The 18,358-nt window shown below is 53.3% G+C and carries 19 protein-coding genes; 12 read left to right on the forward strand and 7 right to left on the reverse strand.

What is annotated here, in order from left to right; translation table 11 throughout:
• The first annotated feature begins 39 nt into the window (after window positions 1–39).
• From ACHZBS_RS27720 to flgL, 7 genes are all read left to right on the forward strand, one after another.
• A complete protein-coding gene (locus ACHZBS_RS27720) occupies window positions 40–801 on the forward strand; it encodes a flagellar basal body L-ring protein FlgH (protein WP_394708062.1) in 762 nt (253 codons plus the stop codon).
• A 21-nt stretch (window positions 802–822) separates the two neighbouring features.
• Window positions 823–1,929, forward strand: coding sequence for a flagellar basal body P-ring protein FlgI (locus ACHZBS_RS27725; RefSeq protein ID WP_319409776.1), 1,107 nt, complete (start codon window positions 823–825; stop codon window positions 1,927–1,929).
• Window positions 1,929–2,267 carry a rod-binding protein gene (locus ACHZBS_RS27730; RefSeq protein WP_319409777.1) on the forward strand — a complete coding sequence of 113 codons (339 nt, stop codon included), beginning with the start codon at window positions 1,929–1,931 and terminating at the stop codon, window positions 2,265–2,267. Before ACHZBS_RS27725 ends, ACHZBS_RS27730 begins: the two co-directional genes overlap by 1 nt.
• A gap of 137 nt (window positions 2,268–2,404) precedes the next feature.
• The gene (gene flgM, locus ACHZBS_RS27735; protein ID WP_319409778.1) at window positions 2,405–2,740 is read left to right on the forward strand and encodes a flagellar biosynthesis anti-sigma factor FlgM; all 336 of its coding nucleotides are present in this window, start codon (window positions 2,405–2,407) and stop codon (window positions 2,738–2,740) included.
• Between the two features lie 22 nt (window positions 2,741–2,762).
• On the forward strand, window positions 2,763–3,275 hold the full coding sequence (locus ACHZBS_RS27740) for a flagellar protein FlgN (RefSeq protein WP_319409779.1): 513 nt from the start codon (window positions 2,763–2,765) through the stop codon (window positions 3,273–3,275).
• Window positions 3,276–3,306: 31 nt separating this feature from the next.
• On the forward strand, window positions 3,307–4,713 hold the full coding sequence (gene flgK, locus ACHZBS_RS27745) for a flagellar hook-associated protein FlgK (protein ID WP_319409780.1): 1,407 nt from the start codon (window positions 3,307–3,309) through the stop codon (window positions 4,711–4,713).
• A gap of 19 nt (window positions 4,714–4,732) precedes the next feature.
• Entirely contained in the window at window positions 4,733–5,599 is an 867-nt protein-coding gene (flgL, locus tag ACHZBS_RS27750; protein WP_319409781.1) for a flagellar hook-associated protein FlgL, read from the forward strand.
• Window positions 5,600–5,806: 207 nt separating this feature from the next.
• Here flgL and ACHZBS_RS27755 read toward each other — a convergent pair whose 3' ends face one another.
• From ACHZBS_RS27755 to ACHZBS_RS27765, 3 genes are read right to left on the reverse strand one after another with little or no spacing between them, the layout of a single operon-like run.
• On the reverse strand, window positions 5,807–6,577 hold the full coding sequence (locus ACHZBS_RS27755) for a flagellar motor protein MotB (RefSeq protein ID WP_319409782.1): 771 nt from the start codon (window positions 6,575–6,577) through the stop codon (window positions 5,807–5,809).
• A gap of 10 nt (window positions 6,578–6,587) precedes the next feature.
• Window positions 6,588–7,364, reverse strand: coding sequence for a MotA/TolQ/ExbB proton channel family protein (locus ACHZBS_RS27760; protein ID WP_319409783.1), 777 nt, complete (start codon window positions 7,362–7,364; stop codon window positions 6,588–6,590).
• Window positions 7,365–8,537: an HD domain-containing phosphohydrolase gene (locus ACHZBS_RS27765; RefSeq protein ID WP_319409784.1), complete on the reverse strand. Its 1,173-nt coding sequence runs from the start codon at window positions 8,535–8,537 to the stop codon at window positions 7,365–7,367.
• A 354-nt stretch (window positions 8,538–8,891) separates the two neighbouring features.
• Here ACHZBS_RS27765 and ACHZBS_RS27770 point away from each other — a divergent pair, with 354 nt between their 5' ends.
• Both ACHZBS_RS27770 and kdsB read left to right on the forward strand, forming a co-directional pair.
• Complete coding sequence (locus ACHZBS_RS27770) at window positions 8,892–9,224, forward strand: HIT domain-containing protein (RefSeq protein ID WP_319409785.1); 333 nt, start codon at window positions 8,892–8,894, stop codon at window positions 9,222–9,224.
• Window positions 9,225–9,356: 132 nt separating this feature from the next.
• Window positions 9,357–10,106 carry a 3-deoxy-manno-octulosonate cytidylyltransferase gene (gene kdsB, locus ACHZBS_RS27775; RefSeq protein WP_319409786.1) on the forward strand — a complete coding sequence of 250 codons (750 nt, stop codon included), beginning with the start codon at window positions 9,357–9,359 and terminating at the stop codon, window positions 10,104–10,106.
• A 120-nt stretch (window positions 10,107–10,226) separates the two neighbouring features.
• On the opposite strand, the gene ACHZBS_RS27780 is transcribed toward kdsB, so the two are convergent.
• Window positions 10,227–11,093 (reverse strand): hypothetical protein, encoded by an 867-nt coding sequence (locus ACHZBS_RS27780; RefSeq protein WP_319409787.1) that lies wholly within the window; start codon window positions 11,091–11,093, stop codon window positions 10,227–10,229.
• Between the two features lie 7 nt (window positions 11,094–11,100).
• A complete protein-coding gene (gene guaA, locus ACHZBS_RS27785) occupies window positions 11,101–12,630 on the reverse strand; it encodes a glutamine-hydrolyzing GMP synthase (protein WP_319409788.1) in 1,530 nt (509 codons plus the stop codon).
• A 324-nt stretch (window positions 12,631–12,954) separates the two neighbouring features.
• On the opposite strand from guaA, the gene mltF reads away from it, so the two are divergent.
• From mltF to efp, 3 genes are all read left to right on the forward strand, one after another.
• A complete protein-coding gene (gene mltF, locus ACHZBS_RS27790) occupies window positions 12,955–14,349 on the forward strand; it encodes a membrane-bound lytic murein transglycosylase MltF (RefSeq protein WP_319409789.1) in 1,395 nt (464 codons plus the stop codon).
• Between the two features lie 172 nt (window positions 14,350–14,521).
• The gene (locus ACHZBS_RS27795; RefSeq protein WP_319409790.1) at window positions 14,522–15,340 is read left to right on the forward strand and encodes a hypothetical protein; all 819 of its coding nucleotides are present in this window, start codon (window positions 14,522–14,524) and stop codon (window positions 15,338–15,340) included.
• Between the two features lie 80 nt (window positions 15,341–15,420).
• A complete protein-coding gene (efp, locus tag ACHZBS_RS27800; protein WP_319409791.1) occupies window positions 15,421–15,981 on the forward strand; it encodes an elongation factor P in 561 nt (186 codons plus the stop codon).
• A gap of 157 nt (window positions 15,982–16,138) precedes the next feature.
• Here the strand turns inward: efp and ACHZBS_RS27805 are convergent, their stop codons facing one another.
• Window positions 16,139–17,008, reverse strand: coding sequence for a potassium channel family protein (locus ACHZBS_RS27805; RefSeq protein WP_394708063.1), 870 nt, complete (start codon window positions 17,006–17,008; stop codon window positions 16,139–16,141).
• The gene (locus tag ACHZBS_RS27810) at window positions 17,009–18,247 is read right to left on the reverse strand and encodes a hemolysin family protein (RefSeq protein ID WP_319409793.1); all 1,239 of its coding nucleotides are present in this window, start codon (window positions 18,245–18,247) and stop codon (window positions 17,009–17,011) included.
• Between the last annotated feature and the right edge of the window lie 111 nt (window positions 18,248–18,358).

The raw sequence follows: 18,358 nt of genomic DNA on the forward strand, positions 1-18,358 counted from the left end.
CAATCAACCCTTTCCGGGTGGACGCTATCGAGGTACAAAATGAACGGTCGATGCAGAACTTACCTGGCAGGCAGATTTAGGTCATGGGTGATCATTTGTATTTTGGGGATCGGTTTGGCGGGCTGCGCCAACAGTTTTTCCGGAACGGGCCGATCGCTTCAATCCAAGGCACCCAGTTATGAAATCAATCCACCGGCAGCTTCACCGTCCGCGTCGGCGACCCTTCCTGAATCGCACACGGAGGGATCTTTGTGGCAGGATGACGCACCTTTGATCTCCATGTTTGCCGATCAGAAGGCCCGAGCCGTAGGGGACATCGTCACCATTAAAATCGCTGAATCGTCGGCGGCCACCAACAAAGCCAGCACGGCGACGGACCGCTCTTCTTCCTTGAGTGCGAGCGTGGATGCTTTTTTCAATATGGAAAAACGGTTTCCTGCCGATCAACCGTTCTTCAATCCCTTCTCCAAAGTTGCCGGCGGCGTGGAAAGTGATTTTAAAGGCAATGGAACCACCAAACGGAGTGGCGACCTGAATGCCTATATCACCGCCTTGGTGACGCAGGTGCTGCCCAACGGCAACCTGGTCGTCACCGGGTCCCGGGAGGTGTTGATCAACAGCGAAAACCAGATCATCCAACTCTCGGGTGTGGTGCGGCCCCGCGATATCAGTGCAGACAATCAGGTGCTTTCCACCTATGTTGCCGATGCCAGGATTTCATACAGCGGTACCGGTGTGGTCAACGACCGGCAAAAACCCGGCTGGCTGACCAATATCGTCATGAAGGTATGGCCCTTTTAAACCCGAGGAATGAAGGACCCCATGAAAAGGATACGCACAGTCATAATTGGCATGGTCATTGTCATCGGATTGGGGTGGCATAACGCTGCCGATGCGGTCAGGCTCAAGGATATCGCCGAAATCAACGGGGTTCGCATGAACCAGTTGGTGGGCTATGGCCTCGTAGTGGGGTTAGACGGAACCGGGGACGGCAAAAAAGCCACCTTTACGGTTCAATCCATGGCCTCCATGTTGGAGAAAATGGGGGTGACCCTCGACCGGAAGGATATCCAGGTGAAAAATGTCGCTGCGGTCATGGTGACGGCCAACTTCCCACCCTTTGCCAAACGGGGAAACCGCATCGACGTGCTGGTCAGTTCCATCGGTGACGCCGACAACCTTCAGGGCGGCACGCTTATGCTCACGCCCCTCAAAGGTGTTGACGGCAAGGTTTATGCGGTGGCGCAGGGTCCGGTGAATACAGGTGGCTTTGGTGCCGGCGGGGCGGCCTCTACGGTGGTAAAGAATTTTCCCACCGTGGGTCGGGTGTTGTCCGGAGCCATCATCGAACGGGAGGTTCCCAATGATTTCAGGGATCGCGAAAGTTTGCTGTTCAGCCTGCACACTCCCGATTTCAACACGGCAGCGCGGGTGGTTGATACGATCAATGCCCGATTCGCTGAGCCGGTTGCCCGTGCCCAGGATGCCGGCACCATTGAAATAACCATCCCGGAACGCTACCTGGGCAATACGGTCCCCTTGGTGGCTTCGCTGAGCACGCTTGAGGTGGAGCCGGACAATGACGCCAAGGTGGTGATCAACGAACGGACCGGTACGGTGGTCATGGGAGAGCAGGTGCGCATCTCAACCATCGCTATTGCCCATGGAAATTTGAGCATCGTTGTCAAAGAGAACACAGATGTCTCCCAGCCGCTTCCTTTTTCCAACGGACAGACGGCAGCCTTGCCCAATACCCAGGTCAACGTACAGGAAGATGCCAATCAACTGGTGGTGGTCCCAACTGGGGTGAGTATCGGCGAAGTGGTCCATGCCCTCAATGCCTTGGGGGTCACCCCCAGAGACCTGATTGCCATTTTCCAGGCCATCAAGGCGGCGGGCGCCCTTCAGGCGGATCTGGAGGTGATTTGATGACGGATTTTAACCTGATGGACACGAATTCCACCATTTTTCAGCTTCGGTCGTCGAGTGTTGACAAAACCCTTTCTACTGCTGAGTCGGGAACGCGGCGCGACGGTCATTCAGATGCCGATATCGAAAAGGCCAGCGAACAGTTCGAGTCCCTTCTGCTCAATTTCATGATTCGTGAAATGCGGGCAACGGTGCCTGAATCCACATTGTTCCCCCCATCCATGGCTGAAGAGATTTTTACCGGCATGATGGATGAACAAATCGCCGGGGAGATGGCGCAAAACGGCGGCATCGGAATTTCACGAATGATTTTCAACCAGCTCAAAGGAACAAAATAATATCAGCAACGGATGGGTATGAAAATCCGAGGAATCGAAAAGCTAAAGCCATCGCCGTAAGGTGCCGATAATAAGGGAAACCGGACCATGGTCGCTGACCATGGAAAATGAGATCAGTGCTTACCAGGAGATCTTGAATGGAAATTCCCGAAAAAGGCCCCTTGCCCTCCCCGCCCACACCGGATCGGTCCGCTGAGGAACTGCCGCACCCGACAGCGGAAGCGACGACCGGTGTGCAGCGAAAAACAACGGGAAGGGATATCGTCAGCCTGACGGAAAGAGGCCGAGAATTCAAAGCAGCGGCAGAGCTTGTGCACTTATTGCCTGAAATCCGAGAAGATCGGGTAATGCAATTGAAACGTCAACTCGAAGAAGGGACATACCGCGTCAAAGGCCATCGGATTGCAGTGAACATGATCAACGAGACCCTGGAAAATAACTACGTATTGAAACACATCGACACCAAGGCATGACCCCAACCCACAGGACAATACCATGAATGCGAAGATACTCGAACTGCTGACCCTATTGGATGAAGAGACGGCCTGTTACCAGAGCATGCAAAAAGTCATGGTCGATGAGGAAACGTCTATTTCCCTTTCAAGAAAGGAACCTTTCGACCGGGTTCAGTATGAAAAGGAATCTCTGGTTGTTAACCTCCAGCAGCTTGAAGAAAAAAGAAAAACGCTGGTTGGCCAACTATCGGAAGCATACGCGACAGACGGCAAATTAATGACGGTCAGGCAACTGGCCGGGTTCGTCAAACCGCCAGTCAGGGAAAAACTGATGTCCCGTGCCAGTCGCTTGCGATCTATCATCGACGATGTGCGTGACAAGAACAGGCGCAACCAGCTGCTGATCAGCCACAATCTGAAACTGATCAAAGGTTCGTTGAAACTGCTGACCAATCTCATTGAAGACAGCTCGGTTTATCAAAAACCAGGAACCCGTCAATCTGCGGTCGGTTATCCGTCTGCTGGGGGACGGTTCATTTGTGGAACCGTTTGAACACCCATAGTCAATAGCAGAGGCCCAAGCCATGGCAAACATCGTATACGGCATGTTGAACGTCGCCAAGACCGCACTTATCACTCAGCAAAAGGCCTTGGACATCACGGCCAATAACATCGCCAATGTGAACACCGAAGGCTATTCCCGCCAACGGCTCAATATGGAGCAGAATGAACCGGTACGGTACGAGGGGGGCACATTGAGCACCGGCGTTCGGGCCAACCGGACCATTCAGCGGATCTATGACCGGTTTATCAATGCCCAGCTTGCCGATGCCGCCTCCAAGGAAGGCCGCTGGCAGGCACAGGGAGAAACCCTGGAAAAGGCTGAACTGATGTTCGATGAAGTCTCCGGATATGGCCTGAACAATGCCATGAGTCAGTTCTGGGGTGCCTGGCAGCAGCTTTCCAACAACCCGTCCGGGTATACGGAGCGGGTGACCCTGATTGGAGAGAGCCAGAACATGACCGACGTGTTCAATAAATTGACCCGGGATCTCAATCAGGTCCAGAAAGACAGCGACACCAGCATCAATGGTGCAGTGGGCGACATCAACACGTTGACCCGGGAAATTGCCGAACTCAACCTGAAGGTCGCTGAAATCGAAGCCGGAAATGATCACAGTGCCAATGAATTCAGAGATCAGCGGGATCTCAAGCTCAAGGAGCTCTCCAATCTCATTAACGTCAATAGTTTCGAGGATGCCGACGGATATTTAACGGTCGTTACGGCCAACGGTCACACCCTGGTCGATCGTGTCAATTCCTGGGATTTGACCACCGGCTTGAATGCCAACGGGTTTAATGATGTGTTCTGGCAGAGCAGCAGCGGAACCCTTCAAAATATCACCAGTGATATTTCAGACGGAAAATTAAAAGGATGGATCGAGGCGCGGGATACCGTCATACCCGATTATCTGACCCGGTTGGACGATATGGCCCTGACCATGATCACCGCAGTCAACACGCTTCACAGCAGCGGTCTTACCTTGGAGGCACCGCCGGATGACACCGGCATAGACTTTTTTACCGGTACGGATGCGTCGGATATCGCCGTCAATACGGATATCGTCAATAATTCGAACTTACTGGCGGCTGCCCTGAATACCGAAGGGGTACCCGGCGGCAACGGCAATGCCATCGCCATCAGTGAACTCCAGAACAGCCTGTCCATGTCCGGCGGAACGGCGACCTTCGATGATTTTTACGATTCACTGGTCAGCGATGTGGGAAGAAACGTCTCCCAGGCTAAGGTAAATACCGATCATCAATCCATGGTGTCCCTGCAGTTGTCCACCTACCGTGAGGAGGTGTCGGGCGTCTCTATGGATGAAGAGATGGTCAATATGGTCCAGTTCCAGAGTGCTTATACGGCCGCTGCCAAACTCGTCAGTACCGTTGATCAGATGCTCCAAACCCTCATAGATATGATATAACCGACGGCAGGAGGAACCGATGAGAATCAGTGCCAAAATTATGGCAGACAACATAAAGGCCAACCTCGCGAAGCAAAGCACCCAGTTGATGAATACCCAACTGAAGCTGGCATCCGGGAAACGGATCAACCGACCTTCCGATGATCACATTGGCATCGGAAAGGTTCTCGGCTACCGGAGCACCCTCAACACCATCGATCAATATCAGGAAAACATCACCGATTCGCAGACCCGTGTGAAATACACGGAGACCATTTTGGGGCAGATCCATGATTTCCTGCGCGAGGCCAAGGGCATTGCGTCATACCCGGGGACAGAGGATAAAACCGCCCTTGCCGAAGCTGTCAAGGATATCCGCGATCAGACGATTGGCCTGGCCAACAGCAAGTACGGAAAAAATTACCTCTTCTCCGGCAACCTGACCGACACCCCGGCCTTTGATTCGGCTACCTATGCCTACAGTGGCGATGCCGGTTCCCATCGGGTCATGATCGGGGAGGGGATTACGGTTGAACTGGAAGCAGACGGGAGCCAGATGTTCATCGAGGGAGGTGATAACCTGTTTCAGGTGCTCGACGACCTGGAGGCGGCGTTGACCGCCGATGATCCGGTGGCTATTCAGGCTGCTGTTGACCCGTTAGAGCGGATTGGGGACCGCATTCAGATAGCCAGAAGCGGCCTCGCCTCCGATTACAAACGCCTGGAGGCCACCAATGATTATTGGAGCAGTTTTAGCAATGCAGTGGAAACCATGCGGTCAGGTGTGGAAGACGCCGACATCACCCAGACGGCCATTGATATGCAGGTTCAGCAGACTGCCTACGAAGTCCTGCTGGCAACCGCCGCCCAGGTCATTCAACCCACCCTGGTGGATTTTCTCGGATAGACCATTCTGCTGCTAATCCAAACGAAACCGTTAAGTCTATAAGCAGCAACAATCGGTTTCTCTATCCATCCGTCTTTCCGCATGGTCATCAACGGCTGCATATGGACCTGGATGTAAGTTGATACCCAAGAGGGTTTCAGATCCCCATTCCGACCCCAATTTATTCTCAATCAATTCCCGTAGACATCCTTGAGGCAGGAAAACGGATTATTGCGGCAAGGGATTACTCTCGTAATTCGTCATTCCTTCGCGACGGGGAATGGTGCCGACGATGATTTCCACCCGGCGGTTTTTGCGTCGGCCCTGTTCAATGTGGTTATCTGCAATGGGTCGGTATTCCCCGAAGCCCATTGTGGATAAACGCTTGGGGTCGATTGCAGTCTGGTCAAGCAGAAACTGGGCGACACTGGCGGCCCGGGCGATGGACAGTTTGAGATTGGATTGAAAGGGGCCGCCCCTGACTGGCACATCATCGGTATGGCCGGCAATGATGATGTCGCCGGTGGTTTCCCTTGTCAGAATCTGGCCGATTCGCAGGATCAACGGTTTGAGTTCGGGCTTGATTTCTGCCTTTCCCGAGTCGAAAGTGCTTTCTCCCATCATGCGGATGACCACCTGGTCTTTCTTAGCTTCGATTTCGATGTCGTCTTCAATTTTTCCATAGAGCTCGTCAAAGTTCTCTTCCAGTTCTCGACCAATAAATTCTTTTACCCGCGTGGCAATAGCCTGTTGGTCGAAATCCTTGGCGATCATTTTCAAACCATGGCGCGGAGATTCGGAAACATTTTTTTGCCGTTGCATGCCAAACGCTTTTTCCATGGATCCGGCCACTACCTTGTATTTCTGGCGATCAATTTCGGAAAAGGACAGCAGCAGCACGAAAAAACAGAGCAGCAGGCTCATCAGATCGCCGAATGTGCACATCCACATGGGGGCGCCTTTAACACATGGGGGGCATTCCTGGATATCGTTACTCATTGTTTACCTGCTATTCGGCGTTCTTGTTTTCGGTTTCCGACTGCTGCCGCTCTTTGGGAGAGAGGAAGATCTTGAGGGATTCTTCCAGCACCATGGGGGAAACGCCCCTGTTGATGGCAATGGCCGCCTCGACGATGATGCTTTTGTTCAAACGCTCCTGCTCACTTCTCAATGCCAGTTTATCGGCTATGGGGAGGGCGATGAGGTTGGCGATGACCGCACCATACAAGGTCGTCAGCAGCGCGACAGCCATGGATGGCCCGATGCTGGACGGGTCCGACATGGAGGAAAGCATCTGGACGAGGCCGATGAGCGTCCCGACCATACCGAATGCCGGAGCTGAATCGCCCATCCCTTTAAACACATTCTGGCCGGTGGTATGACGCTGCCCCATCAGGCGGATATCCTTGTGGAGCATATCGGCGATCAATCCTTCGTCATAACCGTCAGACAGGTACCTCAGCGCTTTAACGGAAAAGGGATCCGATGGATTCTCCTTCTCCAACGCGATCAGCCCTTCTTTTTTGGCAATGCGGGTAAAGTCCACCATCTCTTTAATGATGTTTTCCGGCGCTTCCATTTTCACCAGAAAGGCTTTCATGGCCACGCTGATGGAGCCGATGACATCGGACATCGTAAACTTTATGAAGGTGGCTGCCAAGGTCCCGCCGACGACGATCAACAGGCCGGGGATATTAATGAAGACCAGGGCGCTGCCGCCAATGACGATGGAGACCAGAATCAGTACGCTTCCACTGACCAGGCCGATGATGGTTGCAAGATCCATTTAGCTCCTCATGGAAGATTTGCGAATCAGCACCTTGTTGGTGATGGCGCCGATATTATGGTAATGTTTGAGTTTGTCGATACTGTGGTCGTCCAATTCGGTATCGGCAGCCATGACAAAGGCTCCGGTTTTCATGCGTACGTTGGCCGCTATCACCATGCCTGGCTGTAAATCATTGAGTTCCCATTCCTCCTCCATTTTTCGTGCCAGGTCATATTGCTGCGCCACATTAATTTCAAGCAACAATTCCACCACTGCCGGCGACAACTGGTAGCCCCTGATCCGCTGCAGATTCTCCGCGATCCTGTCGAGAGTGATTTTGCCCTTGTGGATCATGTTGTCATAAATGGAGGCCGCCGATATGAGCTGCGCCCCGATGGGGATTTCATCACCGCCAATCCCATCGGGGAACCCCTTGCCATTGTACTGTTCATGGTGCATCCGCACCAGAAGGGCTGCCGGCTTCATGATCTCAATTTCACCGATGATGCGTGCACCCGTGGCGGCGTGGGATTGGTACAGCTGCCGTTCGTTATTGACCATTTCCGTGCGTCGTTTGTTCAGGATGGACTTGGGAATGCCCACCATGCCGATGTCGTGGAGCAAAGCGGCCGTCTCGATGATGGGAATTTCCGCGTCACCCACGCCGGGATGCCGACCGGCCATCTGAACGGCCAGGTTGGCTGTTCGGCGGCAGTGCCCACCCAGTTCATCGTCAATGACTTCCATCATCCGGGAGAACATGCGGATGGTCTGGTAGTGGTTGGCGGTGATGATCTCGATTTTGCGGTTGAGCCTGCGCTCCAGGTTGACGATTCGCGCGCCAATTTCAATCCGGGCGTGCAACGCGTCCATGTCAATAGGCTTGGTGATATAGTCGTCAACGCCGCTTTCCAGCCCGCGGACGATATCCGCTTTAGAGTCCTGGGCGCTGATCAGGATCACGTAGATATAGCCGGGTTCATGCCATTCGCGGATACGGCGGCACAATTGAAGGCCGTCCAGTCCAGGCATCATCCAATCGCTGACGACAATCTCGATGGGCGTGCGGCGAATGATTTCCCAGGCCGCGCTACCCTCGGCAGCCTGATGCACCGTATGGCCCCATGCGCCAAGGCGTGATGACAATAGGCTTAAGGTGACCGGGTCGTCGTCTGCAATCAAGATGTTCATGGCTGGGTATGCTTCAATTCACTTTGCATGGGTATGAAGTAATAATATGCCTCATTTCAGATTCGGAAATTCTGCCCGTGGCATTTTTCTGGTCACGGCCGGCAGCTGACGTTGCTGTAAGTTCATATCGGCAGCCCCTTTTAAAACTTAAATAAAGAATTTCAGTGATTTTAATCACATTCGCCGGACGGCTACCCGGGGACGGACAGGTGAATTCCCGGCCGTAAATGTCTGCTTGACAAGCTTGCTGCAGAACCGGTAGGAACAGACATTTTTAAATTCGTTTTCCAGCCACTCCATTTTTTCATTGCTTGTCATGACAGGCGATGTAAGCGCCAACAGGAGACGCCCACCATGGAAAAAGATTGCCTTTTTTGTAAGATTTCAAACGGTCAGATGGGAACCGATTTTTTGTACGAGAACGAGAACCTGGTGATTTTCCGTGACATCAACCCCCACGCCCCCGTCCATCTGTTGATCGTTCCCAAACGGCATATTCGCAGCGTCAACGATCTTACCGAAGCGGACAACGGCATTCTGGCTGAAATGATCATGACCGCCAGACAGATGGCCATAAGGGAGAAAGTCGATGCCTCCGGGTATAAGCTTCTTTTCAATGTGGAGAAAGGCGGCGGACAGGTGATCTTTCATCTCCACCTGCATCTCATCGGAGGATGGGACAAATAAAACCCATTCCCAACGCTCCCTTCCAGCCCATTTTTGAGCTTTGGTAAATTCGGTCATCATTATGGATTAATGCTTTCGACGGTATTTTTAAAAATTGTCGATATTACCGGTGAACTGAAAAAGGATATATAAATGCGGGTTGTGGTGATCATCCCCTCGCGCTACAGTTCCACTCGATTTGATGGTAAACCGCTGGCCAACATCTGCGGCAAGCCGATGATCCAATGGGTCTGTGAACGGGCCATGCAGGCCAAATGCATAAAATCCGTGCACGTGGCAACCGATGACCCCCGGATCCGGGAGGCGGTTACCCGTTTTGGCGGCAACGTCGTCATGACGTCGTCCACATGCCGCTCCGGCACCGATCGGGTGGCCGAAGCCGCTGAACAACTCGGTCTGGATGGGAGGGACGTGGTGGTGAATATCCAGGGCGACCAGCCCCTGGTGGATCCCCGATGCTTTGACGCCGTGGTAAAACCCTTTTACGATGACCCGTCGGTAAAGATGAGCACCCTGGCCTTTGCTATCGTAGACCCGCGCGAGATCACGGATCCGAAAGATGTCAAGGTCACCTTCGACAATAACGGTGATGCGCTCTACTTTTCCAGGGCAACCATTCCCCACGGTAGGGACGGGTCAGACAGTTACAAAACCTACAAACATCTGGGTGTTTATGCCTATACGCAAGAATTTCTGGAGTGCTTTCGGGCGCTTTCACCCGGACGGCTGGAAGAGATCGAAAAGCTTGAACAGCTTCGGGCCATGGAGCACGGCTACCCTATTCGGGTGGTGGTTACGCCCTATGATTCTCCCGAGGTAGACCTGCCGGTGGACATCCAGCGCATTGAGGAAAAGATGGTGGCCATGGGGGTGTGCCGATAAGCGACTTCGCTTTGGCGATAGAAAATACGCAGTGCGGAGGATGCTACGCGAAAGTCAGGGGAGAGAGAAAATTAAATATTTTTCAAAATATAAAACCAGGTAGCCAACGTCCGCTCTATGTCAATTAATCGTCTGTTCCACAATAGAGGGGGGACTGGATTTGGCATCGGACGGGGCCGCAGGCGTCGTCGGGGATGCGATTGCCGACGGTGACGGAGGTGCTTTCTGCACCTGTGCGTTCAGTCGTTGATTCAATGCATCCATCTGCTTGTTCACTTCGGCCAGTTTTTTCTCAATTTCACGAATTCTATCCTTGACCATTTCCTGAAGACCCAACCGCTCAAGGCCCAGGGCCAGATCCAGGGACGCTTTGCCCAACTTTTCAGCGTCTAGTTGCTGGGCTTTCTTTTCGATCTCTGCCAGCCGGCCCTGATCCTTTTTCAGACCCTCTGCCATAAGCAGAATCTGGGCGGCCAGTTCCTCGTCAAACTTGCTGAAGGCCATGTTCAGATCGGCCATCTCTTTTTTCAGGGCGGCGACGGACGATTCTGTTTTGGTGACGACGGTGGTGATTTCCGTCCGGTCCGGCTTGCCGTCAGTGATTCGCTTGAATTCGGAGGTGGTTTTTTTCAGGTTGATCTGCAGGGCGGCGGTGGCGGTTTCCAGGGCTTTGGTGTTCTGGGCAAGCTGCTCCTCGATTTTTGCCTGTTTGAGAGAGAGGTTGGAGAACCTGGATTCCAGATCTTTAGATAGATTCTGGACACCCATGGAGCCGGAATTTTGCGTGTTGATGACCCGGTTTTTAATATCCAAATAGGCGATAGCCAAAACAACCACCAGCAGGCAGGGGATGAGTACGGCCACCAGCGTGACACGGGTGCTCAGCTTCTCGATACGCAAATTCTCCGCATCCGAAATATAGATGGAATCAGGCTCCGCTTCTCCGTCGCGGATGGTGAACCGGGCGGTATCGTCTTTTTCTTTCATCGTTTCGCTATTCCCATTCGATGGTGCTTGGTGGTTTGGAACTGATGTCGTATACGACGCGGTTGACGCCCCGTACTTCATTGATGATCCGGTTGGAAATTTTTCCCAGCAGCCGGTGGGGGAGCTTGGCCCAGTCTGCGGTCATGGCATCCTTGCTGGTGACCGCCCGAATAGCAACGATGTTTTCATAGGTGCGGCCGTCGCCCATGATACCGACGCTCTTTATGGGCAGCAAAACGGCAAAGGACTGCCAGAGTTTACGGTAGTATCCGGCCTGGCGAATCTCTTCCTGGAGTACCGTATCCACTTCCCTCAGGATATCCAGACGTTTCCTGGTGATCTCTCCGATAACCCGGATAGCCAGCCCCGGTCCGGGAAATGGCTGTCGCCAGACCAATTCGTCGTCCAACCCCAACGTCTTTCCCAGCTTGCGCACTTCATCTTTAAACAGATACTTTAAGGGCTCCACCAGTTTGAGCTTCATCTTTTTAGGAAGCCCACCCACATTGTGGTGGGATTTGATCACCGCCGTGGGACCGCCGAAGGCCGATTGAGATTCGATGATATCCGGGTAGAGCGTACCCTGGGCCAGAAAATCCGCATCTGCGATTTTCAAGGCTTCAGCTTCGAACACATCCATGAACTCTTTGCCGATGATTTTACGTTTCCGTTCCGGGTCGGTCACATGGGCGAGGGCCTTGATAAAACGGGAGGCGGCGTTAACGAAGCGGATGTTGATGTCCAGGTGGCTTTTGAGTTTTTCTTTCAACTGGGCCGCCTCGTTTTGCCGCAGCAGGCCGTTGTCCACGAAGATGCAGGTCAAGTTCTTGCCGATCGCCCGGTGAATCAAAAGAGCCGTGACCGACGAGTCCACCCCACCGGAAAGGCCGAGAATCACTTTTTTATCGCCTACCGTTTCCTGGATCTGTCCGATGGTGTCCCGGGCAAATGATTTCATGGTCCACGATGGTTTGCAGCCACAGATGTCAAAAAGAAAGTTGTGAATCATCTTTCGTCCTTTGGCGGTATGCTCCACCTCCGGATGAAACTGAACGCCGAAGAATTTTTTGCGTGTGTTGGCCATTGCGGCCACTTTGGTGTTGGCTGTTGAAGCGATGATGGAGAAGCCTTCAGGCAGGGCGTCGATGGAATCACCGTGGCTCATCCAAGTCACCGTTTCATTGCCGATGCCGGCAAAAAGCCCTTTTTGCTGCCCAGCGGTCAGGGAGGCAAAACCGTATTCCCGTTTATCGGCCTTTTTGACTTTCCCCCCCAGGGTGTCCACCATGAAATGCATGCCGTAGCAGATGCCCAGCACAGGAATGCCAAGGTCGAAAATGCCGGCGTCCACCCGAGGGCTGTTCTTTTCATATATGCTGGCCGGTCCTCCGGAAAGGATGATGCCTTCGGGTGACCAGGATCGAATCTGTTCCGCGGTGACGGTCGGTGGTTCGATCTGGCAGTAGACGCGACATTCACGCACCCGCCGGGCGATGAGCTGGTTAAATTGGGATCCGAAATCGATGATGACAATCATGAGCGGTCTCCAGGCTAAAACATTGCAAATATCCTATAATTCAACAGATTGACAGATTTGGGGGGTCATACCATTATCAATTGAAAAAGGCAACCGGGCCCTTCTGCTTCGCAATTCTCATGGGGGGCGGGGAACAAATCGGTGGCTGTTTGGTCATCTGGAAACGTCTGTCGGTTGGACCGGCAAATACGAAGGTAGGGTCCGGGTTGAAAAATCCGACATCTCCGACTATAAATCACCACGACACCCTCTCGTCGATCAAATACGTGAAACCACCAGACTCACTGGAAGTCAGATGTAAACCATGAAACGGTTTGGCTGAATATGCGTGATGGCAAGCTGCAAAAAATCTGGGGTTGTCTGGTTGGACTGTGCGGGTTTCTAGTGATTTCGGGATGCAATTCTCCTCTGACCCAAAATGATCTTGAAGCACTGCTGTCCCGGGGAGAACTGGTGCTGATTACCCGCAACAATTCCGCATGCTATTATGAAGGCCCCCATGGTCCGGCCGGATTTGAGCACGATCTGGCAAAGGCCTTTGCCGATTATCTGGGAGTTAGCCTCCGCGTAGAGATCATTGAGGAGGAAGTCGAAATGATTGCCGCACTCAGGGCTGGCAAAGGGGATATCATCGCCCCCGGCGTTCCTTTTGGCAGCCAGTCGGCCCGTTTGCTTTCGTTGGGCCCGGGGTATCTGGAGGTAGAACAGCAGGTGGTCGGGCGTCGCGGGGGGCCGGAAATCCAAAACCGGAAAGCACTCGAGGCATACACCCTCTGGACGACCGGCAGCAGCGCCCGCATCGAATATCTGGAGGAATTACGCCGCAACTATCCTGGCGTCAGCTGGCAGATCCTGACCGCATACAGTGACGAAGATCTGCTTCAGATGGTGTGGAACCGTTCCCTGCCGCTTACGGTTGTGGATTCCAACATCCTGTCCATGAACCACCACTATTATCCGGAACTGAAAATTATGCTGACCCTGGGACATCCCCAGAAACTGACGTGGGCCACAGATCAGCGCAACCGCCGATTGAAACAGGCTTTATTCACCTGGTTCGACCGGAAAGAGACCCGGGAAACCATCAAGGGGCTCATTGAGCATTATTATAGCCATTTGGAATCATTCGATTACGTCGATCTGGCCCGGTACCGCCGGCGAATCAAAGTCCGGCTTCCCAAATATCGCCCCTATTTCGAGGCCGCGGCCAAAAAATTCAAACTGGACTGGAAACTGGTTGCTGCCCTGGCCTATCAAGAGTCGCATTGGAACCCTAAGGCAGAAAGCTATACCGGCGTTCGCGGGATTATGATGCTTACCCGCGACACGGCGGCATCCATGGATCTGGATAACCGAATGGATGTCGAGTCGTCGATTTTTGCCGGTACCCGTTATCTGGCCCGTCTGCACCGCCTGGTGGGCAAGGCGGTGCCCGAGCCTGACCGCACCCTCATGGCCTTGGCTGCCTACAATATTGGATTTGGCCACCTGCAGGACGCAAGAATCCTTGCCCGGCGGTTAGGCAAGCCGGAAAACAGCTGGCACGGCGTCCGATCGGTATTCCCGCTGCTGCAGCAGAAAAAATATTACAGCACGCTCGACCATCGCTACGCCCGTGGAAATGAAGCCGTCATGTATGTGGACCGTATCCGGACATATTACAAAATGCTTCGGCCGAATTTGGACCTGATCGCGTCCGATACGGCTACCCATGACTGACCCCCCCGTGTATCAGGGCCCTTAGCGGGTTGGCGGAAAATGGTTGCATGGGACAGCAAGGCATTTCCAACTTTACAAATGCGTTTTCCGTCCAACGGCTGGCGATTGGTGATACGATTTGCACAGAGGCCTTGAATGTGATAGAAACGGCCACCGGCGGTACACGATACTTATGTTTAACTATCCAGAACTGCTCACGATAATGCAAAACACCATCGTTCAGATATATGAAATCCAGACGCCTGATGAAGCCCGGGACATGATCGGTTTGGGAGTGGATCACATCGGCAGCGTGATCACTTCGTGCGATGATCGACACGACCCGGTCGTCCGTGAAACCGTTGCCGTGGTACGGAAGCTGGAGGCTGTCAGCAGCCTGATCCCGTTATTTTCAAACCCCGATGCCGTGTTCGATACGTTGGACTATTACCGGCCGGATATTGTTCATTTCTGCGACCGGCTGGATGGGGACGGAGGCAGTTCGGTTGATGCGGTGCTTCAGTTGCAGGCGGCGGTAAAACGACGGTTTCCAAGCATTCGAATCATGCGCTCCATCCCCATCGGGCAGACGGCGGGAGCAAGCCGTGATGCCGTGCTGGAACTGGCAGCCAGGCTGGAACTGCAGAGCGATTATTTTCTGACCGACACGGAAATCGTGGGCGAGTCGGGTGCCGCCGACGACGATCAACCGGTGGTCGGATTCGTTGGCATTACCGGGCTGATTTGCGACTGGGCAACGGCCGCCCAACTGGTAGCCCGGTGCCGAATTCCGGTGATTCTGGCCGGGGGCATTTCGCCGGAAAATGTTGCCGACGGCATTCGGCGGGTTCGACCCTTTGGGGTGGACAGCTGCACCTGCACCAATGCCGTAGACCAGAACAGGCGTCCCATCCGTTTCAAAAAGGATCTGGCCCGGGTCAAGGCTCTTGTGACGGAAACGCGCCGGGCAGATAACATGGCCGTGGTTGGACATCGAACCAATACGAATTGACCCGGCGGTTAAAAAACTAAGCCGTCATACACCCAATTAACCGAATTATTAATCGAATCCCAAGGGAGGTTGAAAACCATATGTATGAGAGCAGTGATCTACGCAAAGGACTGAAGATAGAGATTGACGGCGATCCTTATGTAATCGTCCAATTCGAGTTTGTGAAGCCCGGAAAGGGGCAGGCCCTTTACAAATGCCGGTTAAAGAACATGATCTCGGGTTCGCAGTTCGACAAGACCTACCGATCCGGTGAGAAATTCAAGGAGGCCAATCTGGAAGCGGTGGAGATGGAGTATCTCTACTTCGATGGAAACACTTACTGCTTCATGAACTCGTCCAACTATGAACAGGAGTTCCTGTCCGAGGACCAAGTGGGCGATGCCAAGGCCTTTCTCAAGGAAAATACCGTGTGCAACGTCCTCATGTTCGATAAAAAAGCCCTTGAGATTTCGCTTCCCAACTTTGTGGAATTGACCATCACCGAGGCGGAACCCTGGGCCAAGGGGGATACCGCCGCCGGGTCCACCAAACCGGCCACGCTGGAAACTGGCCATGTGGTTCAGGTACCGCCCTTTGTCAACGAAGGAGAAAAAATCCGCATCGACACCCGCACCGGGCAATACGTGGAGCGGGTAAAGTAGCTTCCTTCCATGCCGTTTGGGATAGGCTCCCTGCGAGAAGACCGAGGACGGAAAAGGACGACAGGTATCGGTTTACAACCGTCGATGCTTTGTACTCGGACCCCGGACGTCAGCTGTCCGTCTTCGGGCTAAATCCGCTATTCCCCGTATCAACCCACTAATTTCCTTCATATTCCTGATAAATCACATGGCCGCATGATTTGCAGTGGGAGGCGTCATCATCGTGGTAGCGCAATCCGCACTGGGGGCAGATGATATCCCGCTTGCGGGCAAAGCGGATCCACTCCCTGACGATGCGGCTGATTTGCCAGGGGATCAAAATTATACCGGACAGAATCATCAGAATAGTCACCCATTTTCCGCCTTCAGAAAGAGGGGTGATGTCGCCAAAACCAACGGTGGTCAAAGCCACCACCGTGAAGTAGAAGGCATCCGTGAAGGTGGACACGCCGGCGTTGACCGGATGCTCGACTTCGTAAAAGAGGATGGATGAAATAAAAAAAATGATGACGATGGTCAGGAAGAGGCGCAGCACCCGAAGCAATTGGTTGGTGATGCGACCGAAAAAGAAATCCGGGCCGGCCGTGAAGCGAAAGAACCGCAGGATTCGAAAAATCCTCAACGCCCGGAATACGCCGACCGCCCCCAATTCCGCTTCGGCACCCCTTAAGGAAAACAGGAATAGAATCAGTGTCGGCAGGATTGCTGCCAGATCGATGATCGAGTAAATATCGCGCATCTGCTTCAACCGGTCGCGGGAACCATACAGCCGGGCGATGTACTCGATGATAAAAATGGCAACGATGATGATTTCCGCTTGCCACATGAATTTTTCAAGTGAAGGGGAGACCGGATAGGTCTCTACCACCAGAATGGCGCAGACGGCGAGATTCAGGCAGACGATCAGAATGTCGATAAGCTTGCCGGGCAGGGTGGTACAGTCGATCAGGTAGAACTGAAGGGCGGACCTGAAATCGAGGCGACCCACGTGGGGCGGTCCATTAGAAGGAACCGTCGGGGTAGCCATTTATGTTTTATCGGGAGGGGGGAGGGCCTGAACCAGATAGCGTTTGATCCGGTTGCCGTCCATCTCCATGACCACCACGTTATGGCCGTTGACGGTGAACTCTTCGTCCTCCTCGGGAATCCGGCCGATTCTATCGAGGATGAATCCGGAAAAGGTATCGTACTCCCTGGATTCGGGAATGTTCATACCGATCTTTTCGTTGACCTCCTCGATGTCCGATTTGCCGAGCACCATCCACTCCTTGGGCTTTTTGCTGGTGATGTGGGGCTCCTCTTTGTCAGTTTCGTCACGGATCTCGCCCACCAACTCCTCAAGGGCGTCTTCCATGGTAATCAAGCCGGAGACGCCGCCATATTCGTCGACAATGATGGCCATGTGGTTTTTGCGGGCCTTGAACTGGTGAAGCATCCGGTCCAGTTTTTTGTTCTCCGGGACGAAATAGGGCGGGCGCATAATGGCCCGGACATTCACCGGCGTTTCCGATGTTGCCTGGTGCATGAAGATGTCCTTGATATTTAAAATGCCCACCACGTGGTCGATGTCACCCTCGATTACCGGAATACGGGTAAAACCGGATTCGGCAATGGCCTTGAAATCGAGGGGAGCGTCTGCATCCACCACGAACATGTCGGCCCGCGGGGTCATGATCTCGGACGCGCTGGTGTCGTCCAGGTCGAAAACGTTGTGAATCATCTCCCGCTCTTCTTCCTTGATTTCTCCCTGCTCCTCGACCACTTCAACAAAGGTGATCAGTTCCTCTTCGGTGGCGGAGGGCGTCTTGGTCATCTTTCCGGTAATGCGCGGAATAAAATTGAGAAAGATGATGATCGGAAAAAAAAGGATGGACATCCAGTAGATGGGGAAAATCGTCAGCTTGGCGATGAGGATGTTGTTGCGGGTGGCAAAGGATTTGGGAATCACTTCGCCGAACACGAGGATCAGAAACGTCATGACGCCGGTGGACAGGCCGACGGCATAATTGGCGGACATGTTGATGGTCAGGGAGGTGGCGATTGCCGATGCAGCCACATTGACCACATTGTTGCCGATAAGGATGGTGGTCAGCAGTTTATGGGGATCATCTTTCATCCGTTTGATCAGTTGATGAGACCGAATGTTCACTTTGGCCATGTGCCTGGCGCGGGTCTGGCTGATGGAGAAAAGGGCGGTTTCCGCCGACGAAAAGAAAGCGGAGAGCATCAACAGGATAATAAGGAGAAAAAACTGGTTCGCCATCATCCGCAGGCTCCTGAACCAGTGGCGCAGATGGGCAGATGATTACGATTCCGGTGGCTTAAATGACAACGACGAGAAACGGAAAAAAGGCGGAAACTACCCAGGAATCTGGAA

It is taken from the genome of uncultured Desulfosarcina sp. (assembly GCF_963664155.2).
Lineage (GTDB): Bacteria > Desulfobacterota > Desulfobacteria > Desulfobacterales > Desulfosarcinaceae > Desulfosarcina.

Coding starts and splice junctions, on each gene's coding strand:
- ACHZBS_RS27720 (WP_394708062.1), top strand. CDS start 40: ATGAACGGTCGATGCAGAACTTACCTGGCAGGCAGATTTAGGTCATGG.
- ACHZBS_RS27725 (WP_319409776.1), top strand. CDS start 823: ATGAAAAGGATACGCACAGTCATAATTGGCATGGTCATTGTCATCGGA.
- ACHZBS_RS27730 (WP_319409777.1), top strand. CDS start 1,929: ATGACGGATTTTAACCTGATGGACACGAATTCCACCATTTTTCAGCTT.
- flgM (WP_319409778.1), top strand. CDS start 2,405: ATGGAAATTCCCGAAAAAGGCCCCTTGCCCTCCCCGCCCACACCGGAT.
- ACHZBS_RS27740 (WP_319409779.1), top strand. CDS start 2,763: ATGAATGCGAAGATACTCGAACTGCTGACCCTATTGGATGAAGAGACG.
- flgK (WP_319409780.1), top strand. CDS start 3,307: ATGGCAAACATCGTATACGGCATGTTGAACGTCGCCAAGACCGCACTT.
- flgL (WP_319409781.1), top strand. CDS start 4,733: ATGAGAATCAGTGCCAAAATTATGGCAGACAACATAAAGGCCAACCTC.
- ACHZBS_RS27755 (WP_319409782.1), bottom strand. CDS start 6,577: ATGAGTAACGATATCCAGGAATGCCCCCCATGTGTTAAAGGCGCCCCC.
- ACHZBS_RS27760 (WP_319409783.1), bottom strand. CDS start 7,364: ATGGATCTTGCAACCATCATCGGCCTGGTCAGTGGAAGCGTACTGATT.
- ACHZBS_RS27765 (WP_319409784.1), bottom strand. CDS start 8,537: ATGAACATCTTGATTGCAGACGACGACCCGGTCACCTTAAGCCTATTG.
- ACHZBS_RS27770 (WP_319409785.1), top strand. CDS start 8,892: ATGGAAAAAGATTGCCTTTTTTGTAAGATTTCAAACGGTCAGATGGGA.
- kdsB (WP_319409786.1), top strand. CDS start 9,357: ATGCGGGTTGTGGTGATCATCCCCTCGCGCTACAGTTCCACTCGATTT.
- ACHZBS_RS27780 (WP_319409787.1), bottom strand. CDS start 11,093: ATGAAAGAAAAAGACGATACCGCCCGGTTCACCATCCGCGACGGAGAA.
- guaA (WP_319409788.1), bottom strand. CDS start 12,630: ATGATTGTCATCATCGATTTCGGATCCCAATTTAACCAGCTCATCGCC.
- mltF (WP_319409789.1), top strand. CDS start 12,955: ATGCGTGATGGCAAGCTGCAAAAAATCTGGGGTTGTCTGGTTGGACTG.
- ACHZBS_RS27795 (WP_319409790.1), top strand. CDS start 14,522: ATGTTTAACTATCCAGAACTGCTCACGATAATGCAAAACACCATCGTT.
- efp (WP_319409791.1), top strand. CDS start 15,421: ATGTATGAGAGCAGTGATCTACGCAAAGGACTGAAGATAGAGATTGAC.
- ACHZBS_RS27805 (WP_394708063.1), bottom strand. CDS start 17,008: ATGGCTACCCCGACGGTTCCTTCTAATGGACCGCCCCACGTGGGTCGC.
- ACHZBS_RS27810 (WP_319409793.1), bottom strand. CDS start 18,247: ATGATGGCGAACCAGTTTTTTCTCCTTATTATCCTGTTGATGCTCTCC.